The organism is Alteromonas sp. ABV2_168 (genome assembly GCF_056161165.1).
Window position 1 is genome coordinate 310,802 of sequence record NZ_JBSWYQ010000003.1, and the last position, 25,899, is coordinate 336,700.

Below are 25,899 nucleotides of genomic sequence, written 5' to 3' on the forward strand. Positions count from 1 at the left end.
GACAGAGGAAATATGACAGTCATGTAATAAAACTGTCATAGAAAGTTCCTATCCTACGCGCAGAAATTTACGCTCGGTTAAATCCGATTCCTTTTAACAGTAAGGTTTGAATGTATGAAGCTTTTCAACTCGTTGCTGCTGGCGAGCGCCCTGACGGCCACTACCGCCATGGCACAAGACGATAGCGTCTTGAAACCCGTTGTCGATGAGGCTGCAAAAATCAATGAAAGTGCAGCTAAATCACAAGACAAAATCAACAATATCGCTGACCAAATCGATAATAAACTTCAAACGTTCAAAACGTTGAATAAAGAAATCGAAGGGCTGGAAGTTTACAACAACCAGCTGCGCAAACAGATTGCCAACCAGGAACAGGAAATGGCTGATCTGAACGCATCAATCGACGAAGTTTCGGTTATCGAGCGTCAAATTACGCCGTTAATGATTCGCATGATTGACGGTCTTGAGCAATTCGTTGCCCTGGACGTTCCTTTCCTGGAAGAAGAGCGTGCCAAGCGTATCGCTGACTTAAAAGACATGATGGACCGTGCCGATGTGTCTGCCTCTGAGAAATTCCGTCGTGTAATGGAAGCCTATCAGGTTGAGATGGATTACGGCCGCACCATGGAAGCTTACACCGGTATCCATGAAATTGACGGTACAGAGCGTGACGTTGAGTTTTTACGTCTTGGCCGTACTGCACTGATTTACCAAACCCGTGACGCTGGTAAGCAAGGTGTCTGGAATAAACAAACACGTCAGTGGGAAGAACTGGACAGCAGCTACCGTACACAGATCACTAAAGGTCTGCGCATGGCGAAGAAACAGCTTGCACCAGACTTGTTAATGCTGCCTGTTGCAATCACGGACTAAGAGGTATTGACCATGTTAAAGCAGATTAAATTTTTAGCAGCTGGTCTTGCCGCTGCAACATTAAGCTTCGGTGCACTGGCGGAAAACGACCGCGCACTGGACCTTGATGCCCTGTTGAAGCAATTGGAAGAAGGCCAGTTCGCTCAATCACAACAGAATAAGCAACGTGAACAGGAATTCACTCAACAGCGTGCTCAGCAGGACCAGATCCTGGCTGATACCCGCAAGAAGCGTGATCAGGCGCTGGCGAATTCAGAAAGTCTGGAAACTCAGTTTGAAGAAAACGAATTTAAACTGGCCGACCTGAATGCCGCTCTGGATACCCGTTTAGGTTCATTGAAAGAGCTGTTCGGTGTACTGCAGCAGGTTGCCGGTGATACCAAGAGCAAATTCCAGAACTCTGTTGTTTCTGCTCAAATCCCCGGCCGCGCTGAGTTTCTTGACAACATGGCACAGTCAATGGGTAAGAGCTCAAAGTTAGCTTCTATCGAGGAAATTGAGCGCGTATGGTTTGAAATGCAGCGTGAAATGACTGAGTCAGGCAAAGTGACTAAGTTCGACACGTCTGTTGTTGAAGCCGGCGGCGAGAAAGTTAACAAAGAAATCGTACGTGTTGGCCCGTTTGCACTGGTTGCTGATGGTAAATACCTCGACTTCAACGGCATCACCGGCACTGTAGCTGAACTGGTTCGCCAGCCGGCTGACCGTTACGGCGATTCTGCACAGGCGCTGCAAAACTCAAACGGCGAACTGGTTGAGTTTGGTATTGACCCTACAGGTGGTTCTATCCTGGGTCTGCTGGTTCAGGCTCCTGATCTGAAAGAGCGTGTAGAGCAGGGCGGTGAAGTGGGTTATATCATCCTTATCGTAGGTGCTATTGGTCTGCTTCTGGCGATTGAGCGTCTTATCAGCCTGACGCTGATTAACGCGAAAGTACAAAAGCAACTTAAGCGTAAAGAAATCAAAACTGACAACCCGCTGGGCCGTGTACTGAAAGTTCGTGAAGATCACCCTAATGCGGATGTTGAAGCGCTGGAACTGCACTTAACAGAAGCGATTTTAGGTGAAGTACCAAAACTGGGTCGTAACCTGACCATTATCAAGATCATCTCAGTGGTTGCGCCTCTGATGGGTCTGTTAGGTACAGTAACCGGTATGATTAACACCTTCCAGGCAATTACACTGTTTGGTACCGGTGACCCGAAACTGATGGCAGGTGGTATTTCTACCGCACTGGTAACTACAGTACTGGGTCTGGTTGTAGCAATTCCTATGACATTGTTATACGCCATGCTGAATACCCGTAGTAAGAATATCGTGTACGTGCTGCAAGAGCAGGCGTCTGGTGTTATCGCAGAGCGCGCTGAGCGGGGCTAAGCCATGATCGCATTTCTCGAAGCCATTCGTGATTTTACAGAGACAGGGGGCCAGGTTCTCCTGGTCATCGGTCTGCTGATTTTCATCATGTGGTTACTTATTCTCGAGCGTGCGATGTACCTGCTGATTTGGCACAAGAACTTTAAGAAACAGGCCGTAGCTGAATGGAAAGCCCGCAGCGATCGTTCCTCCTGGTTTGCTGAGCAAGTACGCCAGAAAACGATTTCTGCACTGACCATTCGTTTACGGGGCAGTATTCCGATTATTCAGGCGCTGGTGGCATTGTGTCCGCTGTTGGGCCTGATGGGTACGGTTACCGGAATGATTGAAGTTTTTGATGTAATGGCCATCTCCGGCTCGGGTAACGCCCGCTCTATGGCATCTGGTGTATCTAAAGCCACTATCCCGACAATGGCGGGTATGGTTGGCGCGTTGTCAGGCGTATTCGCCTCGACCTGGCTGAACCGTATGGTGAAGACCGAACGCACACACTTAGAAGACGCCTTGATTATTGATCGCAAAGGCTAAGCCTTTCTGTCAGGAACCTTATTATGAAGCAGCATTTTCAAAATCTGATTGACGAAGAAGAAGCCACAATTGATATGACGCCCATGCTGGACGTTGTTTTCATCATGCTTATCTTCTTCATTGTAACGGCGTCTTTCGTGAAAGAAGCCGGTATCGATGTAAACCGTCCTGAAGCGGCCACCGCAGTAAAACAGGATCGCGCTAACATTCTTATCGCGATTTCTGATACCGGTGAAATCTGGATCAACAAGCGTCGTGTTGACGTACGTGCGGTACAGGCCAACATCGAGCGTCTGCATGCTGAGAACCCGCAGGGTACTGTGGTGATTCAGGCAGATCAGAAGGCCACCACCGATACGCTGATCAAAGTTATGGATGCCTCCCGTGCGGCGGGTGTTTACGAAGTTTCAATCGCAGCACAAGAGCCTTAAGCCATGCCACGATTTATCATCGCATTTGTCATTTCGCTGGCGATTACGCTTGGCCTGTTCTTCTTGATGCAATCACTCATCAAGATGGGCGGCAGTGCGTTAACAGAGCCACCAAAAGGCAGTGTGCTTGACTTTGTGCGGGTGAAGAAAGAGGAAACGGTTGAACAAAAAGACCGTAAGCCCCGGAAGCCACCACCGCCAAAAGAGCCACCGCCGCAAATGAGTTCACCGCAAATGGATTCGCCTTCGCCTGACGCCAATGGCACGTCTATGGACTTCGGCGGTGATGTTGGCGCTGACGTAGCCCTGGACGGCGGCTTAGCACTTGAATCCGGAGACGGTGAGTATCTGCCTATCGTTAAGGTTGCGCCGGTCTATCCCCGTCGTGCATTGCAGCGTGGTATCGAGGGTTTCGTTATTGTGGAGTTTACGGTAACTAAGCAAGGCACAGTGCGCGATCCGATAGTGGTAGAAGCGAACCCTTCGGGCATATTTGAGCAGGCTGCGATGGATGCCGCCATGAAGTTTAAATATAAGCCCCGTGTTGTTAACGGTGAAGCGACTGAAGTGTCCGGCGTGCAGAACCGAATCACCTTCCAGATTGACGGGTAAGTACTATGAAGAATCATTTATCCAAACGTTTGGTTTGCGCTTTTTCACTGGCCTTAAACCTGGCTGTTGTACCCGCCGTTGTTATCAGCGCGCAGGCACAGGAAGTGAAAGCCAGTGAAAAGAAAACCCGCAAAGTACCGACTTTGCGTGGCAAAGTTTACGAACAGTTAGCCCGCGCTCAGGCGGCCGGCGATGAAGGAAATATTCCTGAAGCCATTGCCATCCTGGACGAGGTGAAAGACAAAGACAGTTCGATGAACAGCTACGAAAAAGCCATGATGTATAACTTCTACGGCTTCATCTATTACAACGATGAGCAGTACGATAAAGCATTAGACAGCTTTGCGCAGGTGGTGGAGCAGCAGCCGATCCCTGAAAAGTTTGAGATGACGACCTTGTTCAGTCTTGCTCAGTTAAACCTGATGCAGGGTAACTACGACAAGAGTATTGCCTATCTTGAGCGCTGGGAAGCATTGAACGACGGTGTCGTTCCGCCTAAGAATCTGATTTTAAAAGCTCAGGCTTATTATCAGAATAAGGAATACGCTAAAGCCGAACCGTTCATCACTAAAGCGATTGCCGATCATGAAGCTGAAGGCATGCTCCCTGATGAGAACTGGCTGATTCTGCAGCGGGCCATTTACTATGAACTTAAGCAACCTGAAAAGGTGAAGAATGTTCTGGTTAAACTGGTGAAGTTGTTTGACGAGCCCAAGTACTGGATCCAGCTTGCCGGCATGTACGGTGAACTGGGTGAAGAACGCAAGCAACTGGCAATCATGGAATCAGCTTATCAGCAAGGTTACGTGGAATCGTCTGCCGACATCTTCAACCTGGCACAGCTTTATTACTATCACAAAGTCCCCTATAAAGGTGCTTTGCTGATGGAACAGGCGATGAAAGACGGTACGCTGGAAAAGAACCTGCGTAACTTACGTTTCCTTGGCCAGAGCTGGACCCTTGCCAAAGAGCAGGATAAAGCCATTCCGGTGATGCAGTCTGCCGCTGAATTGTCAGAAGACGGTGAACTGGATGCCCAGCTCGCACAGGTATTGCTGAATGCTGAGCGCTGGGATGATGCCATTACCGCTGCTGACCATGCTATTGAAAAAGGTCAGTTACGGAATCCGGGTATTGTGTATCTGATTAAAGGCATGGCGCTGTACAACAATAAGCAGTACGCCAAAGCACTGGATCAGCTTGCTGAAGCTGAAAAGCATCAGAAGAGCAAAGCAATGGCACAGCAGTGGAAGCGCTTTGTACAGTCTGAAAAGACTCAACAGGAAGCGATGGCTGAAATTTGATAAGTGTTAAATGCTAAGCCCTTTGCCTGCCTGATGGGCACAAAGAGGCCGGTTTTCCTGGTAAAAAAGGGATAACCGGCCTTTTTTATGTTTGTAAGATGTCATTTTACTTTCATTTACATAGCGCATGTCAGCGACTATGCTCATGGCTCGTGATTCCGGCTGTCCGGCATAGTATTTACTCTGCGTATTGCGGATTCATTCCTATGTATATGTTTGGTATACGTAGTTTTTTCTCCACCTGATGTATAGTTTTGTAAAGCGTGGATAGTAGCCCGTGTTCGTTAGCAGGGCTGTCTGTCGTCATGATAGCTGAATATGAACGGCAGTTTTTTGAAAGAGGGCATTTTGTCATGTCAGATGAAAGTATCATTAATGAAAACAGTTATAACCTGACGCCGATGCTTTATGACGTCCGTGGTTTTTTTATTCTGACCCTGGCGTACCGCAATACCTTATCTTCTCAGGTCCGTTTTTTTGCCGAGAACCTTAAAGGCAAACATCTTGAATGTGCTATCGGTACCGGTACATTCACCCAAATTTGCATGAAACATGCGCGAAAAAAACAGAAAGAACAGCCATTTTCACTGGTAGGTGTAGATTATTCCAAAGCCCTGATGGGGGGCGCGAGGAAGAAGCTGAAAGGGGCTGAGCTGGCCATCGAAGATCTGAGAAATATGAGCTTCGAGGACGAAACGTTCGATACTGCGAACCTGCCAAATGGTTATCACACCATTGGCGGGATTGAAAAGGCCATGCATGAAATTGTCAGAGTGCTGAAAAAAGGCGGTACCCTCTACATGAACGTGCTGCTGTACCCCGGTGAAGGGTTTATGAATAAAATCAGTACGAAGGTGAACGATTACGGACAATCTATCGGTATCCTTAACCGTCCTTACACACGGGAAGAAGTGCTGGCCAGTTTACCTGAATTCGGACTGCGTCTTGACAGTGAGCACATCAGCCAGAATTGTATTTTCCTTAAAACCACAAAAATCTGATATTCCCTTCCAACAAACCCGGCCAGCAAGCCGGGTTTGCTTTTACTGCATCATTTCACTACAGTGAAAACTCACTAATGAACAAGGATGCTGTCATGAGTGGTCTTAAACGACTCGCACAAATCACACTTTTCTCTTCTTTGCTTTCAATGTCTGCTGCGGCTGATGAATTCAGTGAGGTCTACCGTGCGTTTAAGGAGGCGGTGGAAAAAGATGACATCGTACTGAGTACGGCGCTGGCGAAACAAGCCTGGCAACTGGGTCAGCAAAAATACGGTGCTGACAGCGAAAATGCGGTGAAGCTCAGGCATTCGTACGCCAATATGCTCGCACAGCAGGATTATGTGGATGAGGCTGTCAGCCAGTTCAAAGCTGTACTGGAGCAATATGATTCGCTGTATGACGAAAATTCCCCTGCGTTACTGAATATGCACATCGATATCCTCAGTGCAGTAAATAAGCTTAAGGGCATGGATAAAGCTAAGGTCAGCTTTTCACAACGGTTGAGTCGTTACATCATTCTCAACATGGACGACATCCAGTTTGAAGATGACGCTCAGAAGGTTACGACGCATTACCTTGCTGCCACAGTAGTTATCAATTCAATCTTAGGAGTGACCAACAACGCAATATTGCGTTTCTATAAAGACAACCTGAGTATCGTCGATGGCTTTTGGGGGGATAAAGATTTACGGACCCTGGAATCCCGCTTATTACTGGCACTGGTCTACGAACGCTTTAATCATTCTTCTAAGGCCATCGGGAACTATGAAGTCGTTGCTGATACCTTCGACAGTAATCTTGATTTCTCCCATCCGTATGCACTGAATGCCCATGCGAAACTGGTCGGGTTGTATGAGAAGAAAGGAGAGTCAGATAAGGCTACAGAGCACTGCCGGGCGATTGGAAAAATGAAGCCGTGGTCTGATGATCAGGAGCCCGAACCGCTTTATCGTGTAAACCCGGATTATCCGGTGTCTTATGCAAGGCGGGGCAAAGACGGCAGTGCAGTCCTGTCATTTACTATCGATGATGAAGGTTTTGTCCGTGATATTGAATTGATAGAAACTGACGGTGGCAGCATGTTTGGTACCGCAGCCATAAAGGCGCTGGAACACTGGCGTTATGCTCCCAGATTTGTCGGTGGTAATGCGGTTGCAACGAAATCGCGCATGGTCAGAATGGATTTTAAACTGGGCTGAGTAGGATTCGGCGGGGTTATTTCTCTTCCACAAATCCGGCGTAAAAGACTGATTCTTCATTCTCAGAAGAGGCATTATCCGCTTTTTCTTTAATGCTGATAATGTCATCTTTTATGGTCAGGAATTTCTCTGCCAGTGCCGGATCAAAATGATAACCTGCGTTATCGCGGATGTAGTCAAAAGCGTCGCTGATGCTCCATGCTTTTTTGTATGGTCTTATCATGGTCAGCGCGTCGAACACATCAGCGATAGCAACGATACGGCCTGACTCGGGTATATCCGTCCCTTTTAGTTCATTCGGGTAGCCAGAGCCATCCCAGCGCTCATGATGACTCACCGCCACTTCAGCAGCCAGTTTGAACAACGGTGAATGGCTGTTAGATAAGATATCGTGACCGATTTGAGCATGGGTCCGCATGATCACCATTTCTTCGTCTGTCAGCCTCCTGGGCGCTTTCAGAATGCTGTCGGGAATGCCTATTTTTCCCGTGTCATGCATAGGAGCTGCATGTTCCAGCAATCTGGCTGCTTCCACAGACCATCCCGCGGCAGTGGCCAGCCTTCTCGCATAAGCCGCCATCCGCCAGATATGCAGTCCCGTGTCGGTATCGTTATAGTGACCCGCTGCAGCAAGCATACTGATAGCACTCAACTGACTTACCTGAAGTTCTTTTGTCCGTTCCTCCACTTCCTGGCGGGTGACCCGTTGCTGATGGGCGAGTGAAATATGGGTCTTTACCCGGGCCAGCACAATGGCGGGTACAATAGGCTTGGCAATATAGTCCACTGCACCGGCGGCGAATCCGCGCTCTTCATCTTCACCTTGCCCGAGCGCCGTGACAAAAATCACCGGGATGGAGGCCGTGGCCGGATCCGCTTTCAATCTCCGGCACACTTCCAGACCATCCAGATGGGGCATCATGACATCAAGCAAAATAAGATCGGGCGGGGCTTTACTGACAATTTTCAGTGCAATTTCCCCCGACGGTGCCACCTTTACCTGATATTGATGGAGCAGTATATCTTTGAGAATATCAATGTTTGCCGGTTCGTCATCAACGATTAAAACACTAAACGCTTTCACATTACGCCCACAATTATTGCCCGTTTACTAATGGCTGCAAGAGCACAGCCGCAGCTTCAAAATCGTATTGAGATACTTTCTGTATTGCCTGTTGCAGCACCCAGCGATGGGGAGACTGCTGATGTTCACTATAGAGTTGTTGCAGGTTGTCCGATGCTTTTGCATCGTAGTCTTCCAGTAAGTTTAGTATAAATTGAACTTGTGACGTGAAATCCTGTTCATTTTCTTGTTTTTCCTCAACATTGCTCAGTGCGTCCAGACTGGCGACGACTTTCTTCAGCGTCATATCCAGCTCTCCGGCAAGTTTGGGAATGGCGGCCTGAACCAGTTCAGCGGGAGTATCCTGCTGCAGCAATGCGCCGAGCATTTTCTTCAGTGGCTTCGCGCCAATCGTTGAGGCATCTTTTCTGATCCCTGCAAGAATTTCCACCGGCACTGATGACTGTTGCTGCAAACCTTCAACAAGGAAGTCAAAGGGGGTATTTCCGCTGACACTGTATTTCCGGTAAAAACTCTGAAGCAGTGACGCATAGGGATCTTTTATGCCGTCGAAGTCATCGCCGGCGTGTTCTGCTTCGCCGGTATAAATCATGTAGTTATCGAGAGTACGGAGCAGATCATCATTACTTACCGGCTTGGTGAGCAAGGCACACATTCCGGAATCACTGATTAAATCTTCAATGGCAGAGGCATCTTCTGTGGAAGTACAGATAATCGGGGTGGTCAGGCTGTTACCAAATACAAGACTTTCAGCCACTTCCCAGCCGGGAATGTCGGGTAATTTATTGTTCAGAATAATGGCGTCAAAGGTCAGTTGTTTACACAAGGTGATACAGTCTGCACCGGAAGAGACACTGGTGGCTTTAATACCGGCAGAATTAAGTTGTTGGGACATAACGGTCTGACTGATGTCGTCGCTGTCAGCTATCAGTACGTGTTTGCCGCTTAGCCTGCGCTCAACCAGGCCAATGTCGTCCAGTGAAGTGAAACCTGTTTGAGTGTCCTTAAGCATTGCTCCCTGATTGAGGAAGTCGTGCATAGAACGCTGGGTAAACGGAAGTTGCATCACGGCGGCATCAGACAATCCGTGACTCACCAGAAGATGACGCATCTCCTCCTGATTGCCCGGGGTGAGGATGCGCAGGTGAGAATAATCCAGTTGTTTCGAGCGGAATGCCTCAGCAAGTTGTTTCATCCGCTCTTCCGTAATTTTATCTGCAACCACCAGCAGGTGGGTGGTTTGTTCCGGCAGAGATTCAGCACGGTGAGTTGTGCAGTGTTCATGAGGAACCATCAGCGTCGATAACGTTTTTTCCACCAGTCCCACTACCGGTAAAAGGGCATCGTTCAGACAGCAGAGTGTAAGAAACTGATGTGCACCTAAAGGCGGCATTGTATTGCTGGTTCCGGCCAGAGGTAACAACAGTTCAATATTGAACTTACTACCTTCACCGGGTGCGCTTTCAACCGAAATGGTGCCGTTCATCTGTTCGACCAGGTGGCGCGTAATACTCATGCCCAGACCGGTGCCGCCGTATTGTCTGGATATAGACGCGTCGGCCTGAGTAAAGGGGTCAAACAGCTTTTGTTGATGGGCATCACTGAGACCTATACCGGTATCTGTAACGCTTAATTTAACCGATACCTGTTGTCCCTGACGGGGTTGTAATTCAACCGACACAATAATTTGACCCTGCCGGGTGAATTTGACGGCATTACTGACCAGGTTATTAAAAATCTGCATCAGGCGGTTTTCATCGCCCAGCAGGGGCAGACTCATATCGCCGCCCATATCAAAAAGCAGTAATAACCCTTTGCTGACAGCTCTGTCCTGAAACAAATTCGACACTTTCTCCAGTAAATCATCGAAGATGAATGGCTGAATATCTAAATCCAGCTTACCCGCTTCAATTTTTGAATAGTCCAGAATGTCGTTAATGATGCCCAGCAGAGTGTTGGCACTGTTGGTGGCCTTTTGCAGATAATCTTTCTGTTGAGTACTAAGAGACGAGTTCAGCACCAGATGAGTAAGGCCCAGTACGGCATTAAGCGGCGTACGGATTTCGTGACTCATGTTTGCGAGAAATTCACTTTTCGCGTTATTTGCCCGCTCAGCCTGAGAGAAGGCGTCCCGCATGGCTTGCTCAATATTCTTACGTTCGCTGATATTCCTGAACACACCGACGTGTCCCCGTATGTTACCCCTGTCATCCTCCAGTGGCACGGCAGTGATAGATACCGGAAACATAAGCCCGTTCTTATGGGTGAAATAAGTTTCTTCAGAGAAATAGATTTCACCTTTCTTAATGGTTTGAATAAGAGGGCTTTGCTGTACCGGAATGAACTTTTTATCCGGTGACTGGAACTGCACGGTGTCGTGGAAACGTCTGTTTTTCAGTCCATCCATAGTCCAGCCGAGCAGACGACTGGCCTCCGGATTAAGAAATTCAATAGTACCGCTGCGGTCAACTGCGAAAATGCCCTCACCGATAGAGTCGGTAATACTCTGATAAAAACGCTGACTGTCGGATATACGTTCCTCCAGCAGTTTCTGATGGGTAATGTCTGTCATGATGGCGACGTACCGCTCCGCTTGCCCGGTATTGCCTTCGATTGGCACAATGGTGGAGGACACCCAGAATGTCTCGCCGTTTTTTCTCAGATTGTGCACTTCGCCGTGCCACACCTCGCCAGCCCGCACCGCGCGCCAGATTGGTGTATAGAAACTTTCATCGTGATAACCGCTGCGGATAATTTCGAGGCTTTTGCCGTTAAGCTCCTTCTCCTCATAGCCTGAAATCTCACAGAACTTACTGTTGGCGAAGAGGATTTGCTTTTCATTATCCACCACCACAATAATCGCATGCTGGTCGATGGCACGGCGCTGAACTTCTACTTCATGCAGTGCTTCATTACGTTCTCTGGCGAGGTCAGCCATCAGCTCTGCCAGTCCGTTCAGTGAGTCTGTATCTTCTGATAATTCCGGCTTGGACAGGCCTTTCAGCAAGTCATTTGCCGCTATTTTCAGTTCCCGTACCGCCTGCTTTTGCTTAACCGCATCACGGCGGGCCAGCTCCAGTGATTCAGTGAGTTCCTGAGAGCTTAAGCGGATACTGCGGTCGCGGATTTCCATGTCTCTTTCATGGGATTTGTAACTGCTGTCGACCCTGTCGACGAAAGGCATCAGACCTTGTAATAACGTCTGAACTGCCGGTGGCAGTGAATCGTCAAGGGCATGCTCCAGCAGCGTATCAAGCCATTGTTCAGCCTCTTCAATGGTCTGAAAGCCCATGGTTTTCTTGATTTGTCTGAACAGCAGCCTGTGCATCAGTCCGTCGTTCCGAAAAGCGTGACAATCATTGTCTGGTTATGCAATTTGCAGGGGCCCGGGGCCGTGAGGGGGCCAAACTCGCCGTTTGAATAGAATCCGCAAACCGGCAGGTCCTGCCCGAGCGCACTGGTGATGGCCTCTACTTCTTCTTCCACCTGATCACCCATGACAATTTTGCGGGCAAGACAACTGACTACCAGCGCAAAAGCCGGCTTAAACTGATTTTCAACACTGAGACTGAAGGACTGCGCTGCATCTTCCACACCGCTTATCAAATCATTTGTGGAAGCATGCATGAGTCTGAGATAGGCACCCTGTTCAATCTTTCCTCCCAAAATCAGGCTGCCGTCTGATTCGTCGACATCATAGAGAGCGCGGAGCAATCCGGAAGGCTCGTCGTAGCTGTCCATCATCTCCAGGGGGAAAAGCAGCCCTGATACGGGCAGGCGACTGGCTGAACGGCCCAGGTATTTTTTGTAAATATCCAGAGCCGGTGTGCCGTCCAGTTCATACAAAATGTTATTTTCACTGCGGGTAACCTGACGGATCGGACCGAAAGACTGCCACCCTCCGATAACGGCCTGGCTGACGGCAAGATTGTCTCCGTAGAGCCCGGCTGCAACCACATCATGATCACTGATCCCTTGCGGAGAGAGTGTAAAGGTCTGCACATAACTGGCGTTGTCACCGGCCATGCCGCCACTTATCAGCAAATCTGTCCCGAGCACATGGTGTAAGCCGTCGAACATTTCACCGGGTACGAAGTCGATTCCGCGGGTAAAAATAATAACGGCTTTTAGGTCGTCGCCACGAAGCGATTCGCCAAGGGCTTTACCGCAGTTAAAATAATCTTCTTCATGCACCTGACTGACGGCAATGCGGGCAAATCCTTTACCCTTAAGATCGATGCGGGTGAAAACTGCGCTCTGTTCGCGCACATCGCCGGCGGTAATTTCTCCGCTGGTACCACAACCTGCCACCGGTATGCCCGAGGCGATGATGTCAGTGAGCAAAGATGATGAGGAGAAAAATGCAGGGCTTGCGAATACCAGCAGTAAATCGCAGGGCGCTTTAATTGCCTGCAAAATAGCATCATCTTCCGTTTGGGTACTGCGAATAATATGTTGGGTAACTTCCATTCCGCAACATCCGTGGCTAACATAAAAAATATAAGATAAATCTAGCGCGACCTTACAGGTAACGCCATAAATTTACTGAAATTTAATGCGCAGGATCAACCGGGACGGGATATTCGCAGGAAGACAAGTCCGCCAAGACAACCCGCCAGACATTGTAAAGCCAGGCCGGCAGCAGAACGGGCGCCGGCGATAAGTGTGACATGCATTACCGGATACATGGCCATCAACAGCACCAGCATCGCCACGCCACCGGCCAGCGGCAGCAGCCACCTCCGACGGGTGAAGTTTCCTGTCAGCCAGCCGCACAGGGAGAAAGCGATAAACAGGGCGGCGGCCGTGGCAGAACCATACACAGGTAACAGACCAAAGATATCTTCGAATGTTGTTTGTAACCAGAGCGGGAGAGGAATGACTACGTCTAACCGGAGCAACTCAAGCAGTACCATTTGCGTATGGAAAACGCTTGCCAGGCAGTAACAAAGCAGCCAGGCGGGGAAAAAAGCCAGTGAAAACGATTTTGCAGTTGCTAACGGCATGTTGTTCAGACGATTTTTCGATGTATAGTGCGAAACTGATTTACCGCATCTTTTCACGCCATGCTACAGATCACAAGAGGAACGATACAATTCCATGTTTAAAAACACGCTCGTTGCTATCACTCTGACCATCTTTGCTTTGCCCGCATTTTCTGAAGACATTCGTTATCAGGCAAAGCGTATTGCACCATGGACATTACACTATCCCAAAGCGCTGGAATCTTTGCCTGATGGCCGGTTACTGGTCACTGAGCGTGAAGGCAATGTGGTGATCCTCGGGGGAGAATCCCGGCTGGTCAGGGTACCGCTGGCATTGCCCGACCTGTACGTAGCCGGGCAGGGGGGGCTGCTGGATATTGCGCTGGCGCAGGACTTCGACTTGTCCGGACGTATCATGCTGACATTTTCTCAGGGAACGGAAACGGCGAATCATCTGGCAGTGGCCACAGCAACGCTTCAGAACGATACCATTACCGGTATCAACGTCGTGTTTACAGTATCACCGGATAAAGACACGCCGGTTCATTATGGTGGCCGTCTGGTAGTGCTGAATGACGGCACCTGGCTGGTGTCATCCGGTGACGGTTTTGATTACCGTGAGCATGCACAGCGGACTGACAGTCAACTGGGGAAAATTCTGCGAATCCGCGAGGATGGCGCTGCACCGCTTGATAATCCTTTTTATGACACTGCGCCCTATATTTATTCCACGGGCCACCGCAATCCTCAGGGACTGGCTATCGATGAAGAAGCCGCAGTCATCTATGAACACGAACATGGTCCCGACGGGGGCGATGAGATAAACATACTCCGCCCGGGACTCAATTATGGCTGGCCGGTAGCGACATCAGGCAGAGACTATTCCGGTGCCCGTATTTCACCATTTACAGAATATGCCGGCATGGAGTCTCCGCTGGTTGACTGGACTCCTTCTGTTGCGCCGTCTGCCATGGTTTTTTATAACAGTGATCTGTTTCCGGGTTTGAAAGGCCAGTTGCTGGTGACTACGCTGAAAGACCAGTCCGTCATCGCTGTGGATATGTCAACCACGCCTCCCCGCAAAACAAAATTGTTTGCTACTATTAATCAGCGTTTGCGGGACATTGAAATTGATCGTAAAGGCGCAATCTATGTACTAACCGATGGTGAAAACGCCACCGTTTTGCAAATTGCACCCCTCTGAATCTAATAATCATTATTTTTGTAGCTCCATATGTTTATAAGTTTTGTGAATGGTGGTAACAGGCGTAACAAGGGTGCAGTCCGGTGTTATTTTATACTGTGCGCCGATATAATTCCGGCGTCGATAACGTGTAGTCAGGCTCAGGACCGTTGAATCCTTCCAGCCTGAGTAACAAGGAGGAAGCAATCGTGTTAAGTGAATATCGTAAACATGTTGAAGAACGTGCTGCTCAGGGCATCCCCCCTAAACCCCTGAATCCGGAGCAGGTTGCCGGTCTGGTCGACTTACTGAAAAATCCGCCTGCTGGTGAAGAAGAGACGTTATTAGAACTCATTTCTGAGCGTGTTCCTCCGGGCGTTGACGAAGCGGCTTACGTTAAGGCCGGTTTTCTGAGTGCCATTGCGAAAGGCGAAGACAGCTGTCCCCTTATTGATAAAGAAAAAGCGGTTGAACTGCTGGGTAACATGCACGGCGGTTATAACATCGCTACACTGGTAGAGCTGCTTGATGATAAAGAACTGGCTCCGCTGGCGGCGAAAGAACTTAAACATACCTTGCTGATGTTTGATGCTTTCCATGATGTGGATGAAAAGCGTAAAGCGGGCAATGAATATGCTGCTGATGTGATGACATCATGGGCAGAAGGCGAGTGGTTTACTGGCCGTAAACAAATGGAGGACAAGATCACTTACTCTGTCTTCAAAGTTACCGGCGAAACCAATACTGACGACCTTTCTCCGGCCCCGGATGCATGGTCACGCCCTGATATCCCTTTGCATGCCCTTGCGGCTTATAAAATGACCCGTGACGGTCTTGAACCGGAAGAGCACGGCGTGAAAGGCCCGATGAAGCAAATCGAAGAGGTAAAAGCCAAAGGTTATCCGGTCGCTTTCGTCGGTGACGTTGTGGGTACCGGCTCCTCACGTAAGTCAGCCACCAACTCTGTTTTGTGGTTCTTCGGTGAAGATCTGCCGGGTGTGCCTAACAAGCGCGGTGGTGGTGTCTGTATCGGTTCTAAAGTAGCACCAATCTTCTTCAATACCATGGAAGATGCCGGCGCACTGGTATTCGAAGCCGATGTAGAAAAAATGAATATGGGTGATGTTATCGACATCTATCCCTTCGAAGGCAAAATCACTAATCACGAAACCGGCGAAGTGCTGGCAGAGTACAGCTACAAATCTAAGGTAATTCTGGATGAGGTACGTGCCGGTGGCCGTATTAACCTCATCATCGGTCGCGGTTTGACTGAGCGTGCCCGCGAAGCGCTGGGTATGGGGCCTTCTGATCTGTTCCGTAAGCCGGAGCAACCAGCAGACACAGGTAAAGGCTTCTCCCTTGCACAGAAAATGGTTGGCAAAGCTTGTGGCGTGGAAGGTATCCGTCCGGGTACTTACTGCGAACCCAAAATGACCACTGTGGGTTCTCAGGATACTACAGGCCCGATGACCCGTGACGAACTGAAAGACCTGGCCTGTCTTGGCTTCACGGCGGACCTGACCATGCAGTCTTTCTGTCACACCGCGGCTTATCCTAAGCCGGTAGACATCGAAACTCAGCACACCCTGCCTGACTTTATCATGAATCGCGGTGGTGTCTCCCTGCGTCCCGGTGACGGTATCATTCATAGCTGGCTGAACCGTATGCTTCTGCCTGACACTGTCGGTACCGGCGGCGACTCGCACACCCGTTTTCCTCTGGGAATTTCCTTCCCTGCGGGTTCCGGTCTGGTTGCTTTTGCTGCGGCTACCGGTGTGATGCCGCTGGATATGCCTGAGTCAATCCTGGTTCGTTTCAAAGGCGAGCGTCAGCCTGGTATCACTCTGCGCGACCTGGTACACGCGATTCCTCTTTACGGTATCAAGCAGGGCCTGCTGACGGTAGAGAAGAAAGGTAAGATTAACGCATTCTCCGGCCGCATCCTTGAGATTGAAGGTCTGGAAGACTTAACGGTAGAACAGGCCTTTGAACTGTCTGATGCCTCTGCAGAACGTTCTGCTGCCGGTTGTACTATCAACCTGTCTGAAGAGTCTATCGCTGAGTACCTGAAGTCTAACATCACCATGCTGCGCTGGATGATCAACGAAGGTTATGGCGATCCCCGTACGCTTGAGCGTCGTGCGCAGAAGATGGAAGAGTGGCTGGCGTCACCTTCTCTGATGCGTGCTGACGCAGATGCTGAATACGCAGAAGTGATTGAAATCGACCTGTCAGAAATCAAAGAGCCCATCGTGTGCTGCCCGAACGACCCTGACGATGCGAAAACACTGTCTGAGGTTGCCGGCGACAAGGTGGACGAAGTATTCATCGGATCCTGTATGACCAACATCGGACACTTCCGTGCCGCTGGTAAACTGCTGGAGCAGTACAACAAAACCATTCCAACCCGCCTGTGGATTTCTCCGCCCACTAAGATGGATAAAGCCCAGTTGATGGAGGAAGGTTATTACAACATTTACGGCCGCGTGGGTGTTCGTACCGAAATGCCCGGCTGTTCACTGTGTATGGGTAACCAGGCGCGTGTTGATGCCGGTGCCACGGTACTGTCTACATCGACCCGTAACTTCCCTAACCGTCTTGGTGATGGCGCCAACGTATACCTGACTTCTGCTGAACTGGCAGCTGTCGGCGCGATTGTCGGCCGGATCCCCACGGCGGCAGAGTACATGGAATATGCCGGTAAAATCGACTCCATGGCAGCCGATGTATACCGCTATCTGAACTTCGATAAGATGGAAAGCTTTAAGAAAGCAGAAGAGGATGCAAAGGCTAAGATCATTCCGACATTGAATGTTGCCTGACTTGAGTTATAAACTATCGGGCCGGGTACCTCAGGGACCCGGCTTTTTTTGTCTTTGCAAGGAAGAAATAATGAAATCATTCATGGTGCTGAGAAATTGCCTGCTTATCTTGTGTGTTGCCCTTGCTGCATGTCAGAGTGCTGCGCAGGAGCCGGTTGAATTTGACACTGCCGCCATTGAAGTGGCAGGTAAGTCGCTGCCGGTGGAGTTTGCAAACACACCAGAGCAACGGGCACGTGGCCTCATGTATCGCCAGTCTTTATGCGAAGATTGTGGCATGCTGTTCAGGTTTGTGCCGGTGAGGCAAGCCAGTATGTGGATGAAAAATACATTTGTACCGCTGGATGTGGCATTTATCGACGGGAATGGCGTGATTACAGATATAAAACCGCTGATGCCGCATGACTTAACGTCTGTGGGAGCATCGAAAGCGGTGATGTACGCGCTGGAAATGAATCAAGGGTGGTTTGCGGCAAATAATGTTCGTGTCGGCGACCACATTAGTATCAAAATTTAACACATCAACGTGTTGGGAAAACCGGAGAATACCGTGACGAATCCTCTTAATATCGCCAAATTTGGTGGTACGAGTGTTGCTACTTATCAGGCTATGCAAAACTGCGCCAGAATCGTGGCTGGCAATGAAGCGACACGCATTGTTGTCGTCAGTGCTCAGGCAGGCGTAACAAATCACCTTGTCAGCATTGCGCACACAGCGCTGACCAGCGAGCAAATCAAGGACACCTGCCAGGCTATCATCGACATCGAAATGGCTGTGCTGGCACAAATTAAAAACAAAGATTCGGTCAGTGACAAACTGGAAGACTTGTTTGAAGAACTTCGCGGTCTGGCGAATCATGAAGAAATTTTGCACCGCGACGATTTAAAAGATCAGCTGCTCTCTATGGGCGAACGTATGTCGTCGTTGTTGTTCAGTGCGGTTCTGGCAGAACAGTCGGCGACTACTCTGAACTTTGATGTGCGTAAAGTACTGCGTACTGACAGTGAATTCGGGGAAGCGGTTCCGCAACTGGAAGACATTGAGCAGTTAGCTGAACAACTGCTGCGCCCGGAAATTAAGGACGCAATCGTAGTGACTCAGGGATTTGTCGGTGCCAACGAAGAAGGCAAAACAACCACATTGGGTCGCGGAGGCTCAGATTTCACGGCTGCCTTACTGGCTGAAGCACTGAAAGCTGATACCTGCGAAATCTGGACCGATGTAACGGGGGTTTACACCACGGATCCCCGTATTGTTTCTGCAGCCTATCCGTTACCTGAACTGAGCTTTGAAGAAGCGGCAGAGATGGCCACATTCGGTGCCAAAGTTCTTCACCCGGCCACTATGGAACCGGCGCTGCGTAAAGATATCAAAGTGTTCGTGGGTTCCAGTAAAGAGCCTGAAAAAGGCGGCACATGGATCATGCGCGACTGCGAAGTTGAGCCTCCGTACCGTGCGATCACCCGCCGTAAAGAGCAGGTGATGGTAACGGTTAAAACGCCGAAGATGATGTATGCTCAGGGCTTCCTGCAACAGGTTTTTGCTATTATTGCCAAGCATAAACTCAGTGTAGACCTGGTAACGACTTCAGAAATTTCTGTGTCATTCACGCTGGATAACCCGGCTAACTCTGTAGCATCCCGTTTGAATAAAGAGACCATTGCAGAGCTGGAAACGATTTGTGATGTCACCGTTGAGAAAGGTTTCGATCTGGTTACTGTGGTCGGCAATCACATGCAAACAGCGAAAGGTGTATCCAGCCGTATTTTCGCGGCTGTACATGATTACAATTTGCGGATGATTTGCTTCGGCGCAAACCCCCACAATTTGTCGTTCCTGGTGAACGAAGAGAACAGCACTGACATCGTGCAGAAACTGCATAAAGAGTTGTTTGAATAATAAGAGGAGGGCAGTCATCAGACTGCCCTTTTTAATGCATGCCTGATTCCCTTTCAATCCGTTCTTACAGCAAGCAAACAACGGGTCACAGTCACGACTTTCATCAGCTCGTGCTGCCCCTCAGTGGTGTTATCAATATTGCCGCAGGGGATATAAAGGGGAAGGTCGCGCCCGGTGAATGTGTAGTAATCCGGCGTAACACCCTGCACATATTTACTGCCGAAGAACAGGCCCGTTTTGTTGTGGCAGACTTGTGTCAGTTACCTGATAACCTCTCAGACGCAGTAGCCAGTGTTTTTGCTGTCAGTAAGCCCATGACATCCCTTTTATCTTTTATCGCAACTCAGCTTGAACGCAGGGTCAGCTGCGAGGTGGAAACACTGATGCTGCAAACTTTTCTGGCAGTGCTTGCAGAACAGGAGCTGGGTGTTGCACTAGACCCGCGGATCAGGAATGTGGTGGAGTTTATTGAAATCCGGCTCAGTGAGTCTCTCACCATTGAGGAATTGGCTTCTGTGGCGTGCATGAGCGCGACCCAGTTCAAAAAGATTTTCAGGGCACAAACGGGGAAAACGCCGGCACGGTATATCACGGCATTAAGAATGGAGAAGGCGAGAGCACTGCTTATTCATACCGATATGCCGGTACAGCGGGTGGCTGAAGAAGCCGGTTATCAGGACCTTTCTGCCTTCAGCCGTCGTTTCTCTGCCTATTTCGGACTTCCCCCGTCTAAAATGCTGCAATAATAAATGCCTTTAATTGCGTCTTTGCAACACCATGAAGCGTCCTTTCAGCAAAGTGCTCTTCAATTCGCCTGTTTATACTGTCTTTAAATTCATCACTCATTAAATTTTTCATGTCTGAACAGCAACACCTCTTCCGCTGCGTGCTGGCTATAATCATCGCCAGTTTTTTATGGGGAACCACAGGGACCGCCGCCAGCTTTGCGCCGGATGTCAGCCCCCTCGCCATTGGCGCTGTGGCAACGGGTGGTGGCGGTTTTCTGATGCTGTTGAAATCCTCCGGTCCGCTGCTCAGGCAACGGGGTTTATTGTTTTCTCAGTTTAAATACGTTTTCTGGGGAGGCCTTAGCGTGGCCGTCTATCCACTGGCCTTTTACTCTTCAATGCGTCTGGCCGGCGTCGCCATCGGTACAGTCATATCCATTGCCAGTGCTCCGTGCTTCGCAGTCTTAATGGAGCGGTTTATTAACGGCAGGCCTGTAACGGCAAAATGGATGCTGAGTTTTTTGCTCGGGTTTGCCGGGATCTTGTGCCTGGTCATGGCTAAGCCACACGCTGAAACTGCTGTAGCCGGTGATCAACGGGAATGGGGAATTCTGCTCGGATTGTTGGCAGGCTTAACCTATGCCGCCTACTCATGGACGGGTAAAAGTATGATAGTCAACGGCGTGCGTTCAGATGTTGCCATGGCAGTTCAATTTGGTGTTGCTTCCTGTCTTCTGCTGCCCTCATTGTTCTTTACCGGAGATAATCTGCTTGCTTCTTCCGGTAATATTACGGTTGCCCTGTATATGGCTTTTATCCCTATGTTTGGCGGCTATCTGTTGTTCGGATACGGATTACAAAAAACAGATGCAAGTATTGCCACGCTGATCACGCTGCTTGAGCCGGTGGTCGCCACATTATTGGCTGTGTGGATGTTGTCTGAACGGTTTTCACTGACCGGATGGGTGGGCATTGGACTTATTGCGGGTTGTATTTCTGTGCAGATGATAAAGGGCGGACGGAAAGCTAAGCGCCGCCGGCACGCAGAGGTGCTTCAGTCTGATCCTCAGTAATAAAGCAGTCCCGTCCCGATGACTTCGCTCTGTACAGGGCGTCGTCTGCTTTCTTAAGCAACTTTTCCGGTAGCAGGGGTTCCCCCTCTGTTTGCCAGGCAATACCGGCAGGCATAGTGATTATGTGCTTACTGTCATCTCTGCTTTCATGGGGAATATTTCCCAGTCTGATCTCGTGCAGTAAGGTTTCTGCAACCTTGACAGCTCCCTGCGCAGAGGTTTGCTGAAGCACGATAAGAAATTCTTCTCCGCCGTAACGGACAACGATATCTGTGCCGGTGCGTGTATTTTTACGTAGTAACGCGGCAACCTGTTTTAATACTTTGTCACCGCCTGCGTGGCCATAGTGGTCGTTATAACGCTTGAAATAATCTACATCGGCCAGGATAACGGCAATATTACCGCCTCCTGCTCTGACCGGCAGAGGGAGGTTTCTGAAATAACAGTCCAGGTGCCTCCGGTTCGCAAGCCCTGTCAGGGGATCGGTATTGCTGATCTTTTCCAGTTGTTTGTTATGCTGAAGAACTTCGTTGCGCTGATGATTTATCAGGGCGAACATCTCATTGAGTTTACGACCCAGCCGGAAAGCTTCATTACGGCCTCTGTATGGCGTCTGACGGGAAAAGTCCCTGCTACGCATAGCGAAGCTCACGTTATCGTGAATACTGGCTATCGGCGCGATAAGTTGCCGGTTTACCCATAAATAGAACACTGCAATCACAGTCAGCGTGATCACAATGCCTGCAATGAGGCTGGCATCAAACAATGAATCATCATATTGCCTTGGTCTGGGTTGGATAGACAGAGCAAAAAGCGGAGTGTTCTGCAGACTATTGATGACCAGATACAGTCTGCCTTTAAATGGCTGTGCATGCACCGGGCTGCCGGACGCAACGTTGAGTGAAAACGCTTCAGGGTTATCAGGCAAAGTTTTTTGCGAATGAAAGATAATGTCACCTGCCATACCCGGCGTAAGTGAATCGACAAACTGTTGATCGATAAAGCGCCACAGCACCAGTGTACCGGCTGGTTCGCCATTTTCATCAGAAGGTAACACGGGATGAAAAATTGCAACCGCAGGATTCCCGGCAATGCGGGTGAAAAGAGTGTGGGCAGATGGCTGTGCCGTTGCTTCATTACCAGCTCTGTTCAGATTCAATTTTGTAGAAGATGACAGGTTCTCCGGCACTAGTTCTGTGCCGTCGTCACGATAACTTCTGCCACTGATTAATTCACCGCTACTGTCATAAAGATACCAGCCATTGATATGAATACGCCGGTAGGATTCGGGGATAAGATAATTTTCTTCAAACCAGTCACTGTCTCTGTTCATGGCGGCGTTATACATTGCATCCCATACGGCACTGTCGTAGACCAGTTTGTGCAGGGACTCCAGTTCCTGCCGAACCTGAGAGGCAACCCTTTCAAGGTCCTGACGATCCCCCTCCTGCGCCATCGTTTCAAAGACTGGCAGGATGTAGTAATAGCGGATCAACGCTTGAGCAGTGAGAATAGTCAGGCACGCCAGAAGGATGCCCAGCATAAGCTGGGTGCGCAGCGTGTTGAATTTAATCATTCGTCGGGGCAGCATTGGTCGTTTTGCATATTTACAGTATAAACGCTGTCAGCAGCTTTGCCTGAAAGGCAGGCTGAAAATAAAAAAGGCGCGTCCTTGCGGACGCGCCTTTGCATTGAAAAATGTGAAAAATTACACTTTAAACTGTCGGATAGATTGCTGCAGTTCTTCAGCCAGACGGGCCACCTCTGAGCTGGACTCAGACGTTTGCTGTGCACCGATAGTGGTTTCTTCAGCAATGCCGACGATGGTTTCCAGTTTTTCACTGATTTCCTGGGAAACTGTGTTCTGTTCGCGGGCTGACTGCTCAATTTGCGTACTGACATCATAAGCCTTGCGAACCGCATCTGAAATCACGTCCAGCGCTTTCGTTGCATTATCTGTTTGTTCAACACACACAGCCGTCTGCTCTTTACCCTGATTCATGACTGACACGGCTTTTTCTGCTCCGGCCTGCAGCATTTCGATCATAGAATTAATTTCCTGCGTCGATTGCTGCGTGCGTGAAGCAAGGGTACGCACCTCGTCAGCAACAACCGCGAAGCCACGACCTTGCTCACCGGCACGGGCAGCCTCAATAGCTGCGTTCAGAGCAAGCAGGTTGGTCTGATCAGCAACACCACGGATAACATCCAGAATGCCACCGATGCTTGCACTGTCCTGATGCAGTTTATTGATAACTTCAGCGGCCTGCTGAACGTCCTGGGCAAGTACTTCAATAGTGCGTTTGTTTTCCAGTGAAATAGTACGCACTTTTTCGGCTTCGCTGTCCGCGTGACGGATTTCGTTCAGCGTGTCTTCCGCACTCTGACTGACCAGTTGAGAAGTGCTGTGCATCTCTGTCGTTGCTGTTGCCACCTGGGCGATTTGCGACTTCTGGTTCTGAATAGAATGTGTCGTTTGCGTTGTTACCGTTGATGTTTGCTCGGAAGCTGCAGCCAACTGCTCTGCACGGGTATTGATACCGGTGATTAATGACTTCAGATTGGCAATCAGCTTGTTACAATTCTTCGCTAACTGACCAAATTCGTCCTCAGCAGTGTCATCCAGACGGCGGGTTAAATCACCGGAAGATGCTACGGTCAGCAGTTCGTTCACGCGGTTTAACGGACGGGTAATGGCAATCACGGTCCAGTATCCGATAACAATGGCTGCTGCAAGCGATGCAAGAGCGACAATGATAACGATGGTATTACCTGAGGTAACTTTCGAAGATACCTGCTCATCTATATCATCTGCTTTCTTGTTTGCCTGCTTAAGTAAGGCTTCCAGAGCAGCAATACCTTCCTGACCATTTTTGTCAGAACGGGCCAGTGCCTGTTCGGCGGCATTGCGGAATTCCAGACGCGCTTTTTGTAACTGCAGCACACCGTCTGAGCCTGTGATGGCATCAATGGCGTCGTCCACCAGGCCTGAGATTTCATCCAGCGTACCTGAGGTGTCACTGCCGGCTGCCGTCGCCTGCATATTGTTCATGAGTTCGCGGACTTTACCCACGGTGAGTTCTACTTCATTGCCTAACACCTGTGCCCGCACCAGCGTCTGGGTTTTGGCATATTCGTTAGCAACGGTAATAAGACCAAGCAGAGTGCTCTCCAGCTCACCACCGATATCTGAAGCCTGCTGAAGGGCGCGGTTTGCAGCGACTGCGTCAGACTCAGAGAAATCCAGCAGGTAGGTAGAGGCGTCGTCGGCATTATCTTCAACATCGCCAACCTTGTCGAAAATAGCATTACGCATTTCCATAGACTCACGGTGATTGCTGTACATGGCTTCGACGTTAGTCACGTATTCATTATAAGATTCACGGACACCGGTAAGACTGCTCTGCATGGCACTGTCATCAGACAATACGGAATTCAGCGCTTTCAATTCAGCATCAAAGTCGGCTTTGCTGTCGGTAAACCGTGCATATTTGTTTTCCAGACCGGTGACCTGCTCTTCGATATAAGCTTCGAAGGTGACCCGGCTCATATTCAGAAAACTCGCTTTTAATGAGTTGCTGCTTGAAAGGGTAGGTACCGCGACCCGGTTAACCTCATCAACCGCTGATCCCACAGAGTTGAGGTTAATGAGTGACGACACACTGATAATAATTAACAACAGACTTATAGTAATAAATCCGCCGATAATACGCATTGCTACCGTGATTTTCATCCGAACTCCTGAAACACAGTTTTATTTATTGTTGTGGTCTATCAGTTGTGTTCTTTATGACTGATATTAAGGACGTGACATGACCTGCCATCTTTTAGTTACTCTCCGCAAGTTTTTATCGACAAAATATTCCTATACTTTAGTCGGAATTGTTGCGGTTTAAAGTGATTGTAAACAGATTTTGCACGTAAGAGCCATAACTATCGTATAAACCAACGTATCTTGCCAGTTTCTGAGGTATTCAGGCTGATACACTAACCAGTTCATTAGTTTCCAGTCGCAGCGCTGTCAGGGTATTGCCCCATACGTAGCCGGTATCAAGCCCGGTGATTTGTTTTGAACCGGTTTCTCCCTCTAGTGCCGCCCAGTGTCCGAAAATGATGCGTTGTTCAGCGCTTAATGCAGGGTTGGGGATAGAAAACCAGGGTGTGAGGTTGGCCGGAGCGTCATCCGGGTGATGCTTACAGGCAAAATCGAGATATTTCTGATCCTGTATAAAACGCATGCGGGTACAGGCGTTGATAATAAAACGCTGCCTCTGTACACCTTTCAGTGTGTCTTTCCATTCGAAAGGACCATTGCCATACATATTTTCCAGCAACGTTTTCCAGCCGCTTCCTTTGAGAACCGTACTGATTTCATCACTGTAAGCGAGTAATTGGGCGGGAGACCAGCCGGGATAAAGCCCGGCGTGAACCATCGTGGTGTTTTCGCTGATAGCCAGGGCCAGCGGGAACTGACGAAACCAGTCAACATAGTCGCCCAGTTTTTTGCTATTTAACAGCGGGTCAATGCGATCGCTTTTTTTGGCCTTTTTAATGCCCTGAGATACGGCCAGGAAGTGCAGGTCGTGATTACCCAGCACCGTACGAAAGCGGTCGCCGAGATCCATCAGGTATTTTACCGTGGCATGGGAGTCTTCTCCCCGCGCGAGCACATCACCCACCGCAAGAAGTGTATCTCTTTGCTCATCAAAACCGGCTTTTTCTAAAAGGGCCATCAGGCCACCGAAGCAGCCCTGAATATCCCCGATAACGAGAGTTTGTGATTCACTCATGGCAGC

At 49.4% G+C, this 25,899-nt stretch carries 22 protein-coding genes; 14 read left to right on the top strand and 8 right to left on the bottom strand.

The features are described from left to right. Positions 1-114: 114 nt before the first annotated feature. Genes ACXAH4_RS06900 through ACXAH4_RS06925 form a run of 6 tightly spaced genes read left to right on the top strand, consistent with a single transcriptional unit; the run spans position 115 to position 5,125 of the window. On the top strand, positions 115-873 hold the full coding sequence (locus ACXAH4_RS06900; protein ID WP_119500128.1) for a DUF3450 domain-containing protein: 759 nt from the start codon (positions 115-117) through the stop codon (positions 871-873). A gap of 12 nt (positions 874-885) precedes the next feature. Further along, on the top strand, positions 886-2,250 hold the full coding sequence (locus ACXAH4_RS06905) for a MotA/TolQ/ExbB proton channel family protein (RefSeq protein ID WP_474844960.1): 1,365 nt from the start codon (positions 886-888) through the stop codon (positions 2,248-2,250). Between the two features lie 3 nt (positions 2,251-2,253). Further along, on the top strand, positions 2,254-2,778 hold the full coding sequence (locus ACXAH4_RS06910; RefSeq protein WP_119500130.1) for a MotA/TolQ/ExbB proton channel family protein: 525 nt from the start codon (positions 2,254-2,256) through the stop codon (positions 2,776-2,778). 23 nt (positions 2,779-2,801) lie between these two features. Next, positions 2,802-3,209: an ExbD/TolR family protein gene (locus ACXAH4_RS06915; protein WP_070123859.1), complete on the top strand. Its 408-nt coding sequence runs from the start codon at positions 2,802-2,804 to the stop codon at positions 3,207-3,209. Between the two features lie 3 nt (positions 3,210-3,212). Next, positions 3,213-3,821 carry an energy transducer TonB gene (locus ACXAH4_RS06920; RefSeq protein WP_474844959.1) on the top strand — a complete coding sequence of 203 codons (609 nt, stop codon included), beginning with the start codon at positions 3,213-3,215 and terminating at the stop codon, positions 3,819-3,821. 5 nt (positions 3,822-3,826) lie between these two features. Further along, positions 3,827-5,125: a tetratricopeptide repeat protein gene (locus ACXAH4_RS06925; protein WP_474844958.1), complete on the top strand. Its 1,299-nt coding sequence runs from the start codon at positions 3,827-3,829 to the stop codon at positions 5,123-5,125. 6 nt (positions 5,126-5,131) lie between these two features. Here the strand turns inward: ACXAH4_RS06925 and ACXAH4_RS06930 are convergent, their stop codons facing one another. After that, complete coding sequence (locus ACXAH4_RS06930) at positions 5,132-5,272, bottom strand: hypothetical protein (RefSeq protein WP_303573722.1); 141 nt, start codon at positions 5,270-5,272, stop codon at positions 5,132-5,134. A gap of 206 nt (positions 5,273-5,478) precedes the next feature. Here ACXAH4_RS06930 and ACXAH4_RS06935 point away from each other — a divergent pair, with 206 nt between their 5' ends. Further along, on the top strand, positions 5,479-6,126 hold the full coding sequence (locus tag ACXAH4_RS06935) for a class I SAM-dependent methyltransferase (RefSeq protein WP_474844957.1): 648 nt from the start codon (positions 5,479-5,481) through the stop codon (positions 6,124-6,126). A 95-nt stretch (positions 6,127-6,221) separates the two neighbouring features. Next, positions 6,222-7,328 (top strand): energy transducer TonB, encoded by a 1,107-nt coding sequence (locus tag ACXAH4_RS06940; RefSeq protein WP_474844956.1) that lies wholly within the window; start codon positions 6,222-6,224, stop codon positions 7,326-7,328. 16 nt (positions 7,329-7,344) lie between these two features. Here the strand turns inward: ACXAH4_RS06940 and ACXAH4_RS06945 are convergent, their stop codons facing one another. From ACXAH4_RS06945 to ACXAH4_RS06960, 4 genes are all read right to left on the bottom strand, one after another. Further along, on the bottom strand, positions 7,345-8,412 hold the full coding sequence (locus ACXAH4_RS06945; protein WP_474852392.1) for a response regulator: 1,068 nt from the start codon (positions 8,410-8,412) through the stop codon (positions 7,345-7,347). 13 nt (positions 8,413-8,425) lie between these two features. Beyond that, entirely contained in the window at positions 8,426-11,740 is a 3,315-nt protein-coding gene (locus ACXAH4_RS06950; RefSeq protein WP_474844954.1) for a PAS domain-containing hybrid sensor histidine kinase/response regulator, read from the bottom strand. After that, on the bottom strand, positions 11,740-12,882 hold the full coding sequence (locus ACXAH4_RS06955; protein ID WP_474844953.1) for an FIST signal transduction protein: 1,143 nt from the start codon (positions 12,880-12,882) through the stop codon (positions 11,740-11,742). The genes ACXAH4_RS06950 and ACXAH4_RS06955 overlap by 1 nt, the downstream gene beginning before the upstream one ends. Positions 12,883-12,977: 95 nt before the next feature. Beyond that, positions 12,978-13,418 (bottom strand): hypothetical protein, encoded by a 441-nt coding sequence (locus ACXAH4_RS06960; RefSeq protein WP_474865365.1) that lies wholly within the window; start codon positions 13,416-13,418, stop codon positions 12,978-12,980. 94 nt (positions 13,419-13,512) lie between these two features. Between ACXAH4_RS06960 and ACXAH4_RS06965 the strand changes: the two genes are divergently transcribed. The 6 genes from ACXAH4_RS06965 to ACXAH4_RS06990 all read left to right on the top strand — a co-directional run bounded on the left by ACXAH4_RS06965 (position 13,513) and on the right by ACXAH4_RS06990 (position 21,103). Continuing rightward, positions 13,513-14,601: a PQQ-dependent sugar dehydrogenase gene (locus ACXAH4_RS06965; protein WP_474881262.1), complete on the top strand. Its 1,089-nt coding sequence runs from the start codon at positions 13,513-13,515 to the stop codon at positions 14,599-14,601. Positions 14,602-14,789: 188 nt separating this feature from the next. Further along, positions 14,790-17,402, top strand: a complete 2,613-nt coding sequence (acnB, locus tag ACXAH4_RS06970; protein ID WP_474865370.1) for a bifunctional aconitate hydratase 2/2-methylisocitrate dehydratase — start codon at positions 14,790-14,792, stop codon at positions 17,400-17,402. Between the two features lie 67 nt (positions 17,403-17,469). Next, the gene (locus ACXAH4_RS06975; protein WP_442858450.1) at positions 17,470-17,919 is read left to right on the top strand and encodes a DUF192 domain-containing protein; all 450 of its coding nucleotides are present in this window, start codon (positions 17,470-17,472) and stop codon (positions 17,917-17,919) included. Positions 17,920-17,952: 33 nt separating this feature from the next. Then, positions 17,953-19,302, top strand: coding sequence for a lysine-sensitive aspartokinase 3 (gene lysC / locus ACXAH4_RS06980; RefSeq protein ID WP_474881264.1), 1,350 nt, complete (start codon positions 17,953-17,955; stop codon positions 19,300-19,302). Positions 19,303-19,340: 38 nt separating this feature from the next. Then, positions 19,341-20,048, top strand: a complete 708-nt coding sequence (locus tag ACXAH4_RS06985) for a helix-turn-helix domain-containing protein (protein WP_474844949.1) — start codon at positions 19,341-19,343, stop codon at positions 20,046-20,048. A 110-nt stretch (positions 20,049-20,158) separates the two neighbouring features. After that, positions 20,159-21,103: a DMT family transporter gene (locus tag ACXAH4_RS06990; protein ID WP_474881265.1), complete on the top strand. Its 945-nt coding sequence runs from the start codon at positions 20,159-20,161 to the stop codon at positions 21,101-21,103. Here ACXAH4_RS06990 and ACXAH4_RS06995 read toward each other — a convergent pair. From ACXAH4_RS06995 to ACXAH4_RS07005, 3 genes are all read right to left on the bottom strand, one after another. Next, complete coding sequence (locus tag ACXAH4_RS06995) at positions 21,057-22,679, bottom strand: sensor domain-containing diguanylate cyclase (protein WP_474881267.1); 1,623 nt, start codon at positions 22,677-22,679, stop codon at positions 21,057-21,059. The two genes, ACXAH4_RS06990 and ACXAH4_RS06995, sit on opposite strands and share 47 nt — an antisense overlap. 132 nt (positions 22,680-22,811) lie before the next feature. Further along, complete coding sequence (locus ACXAH4_RS07000; RefSeq protein ID WP_474844946.1) at positions 22,812-24,836, bottom strand: methyl-accepting chemotaxis protein; 2,025 nt, start codon at positions 24,834-24,836, stop codon at positions 22,812-22,814. Between the two features lie 241 nt (positions 24,837-25,077). Beyond that, on the bottom strand, positions 25,078-25,893 hold the full coding sequence (locus ACXAH4_RS07005; RefSeq protein WP_474881269.1) for a symmetrical bis(5'-nucleosyl)-tetraphosphatase: 816 nt from the start codon (positions 25,891-25,893) through the stop codon (positions 25,078-25,080). Positions 25,894-25,899: the final 6 nt, after the last annotated feature.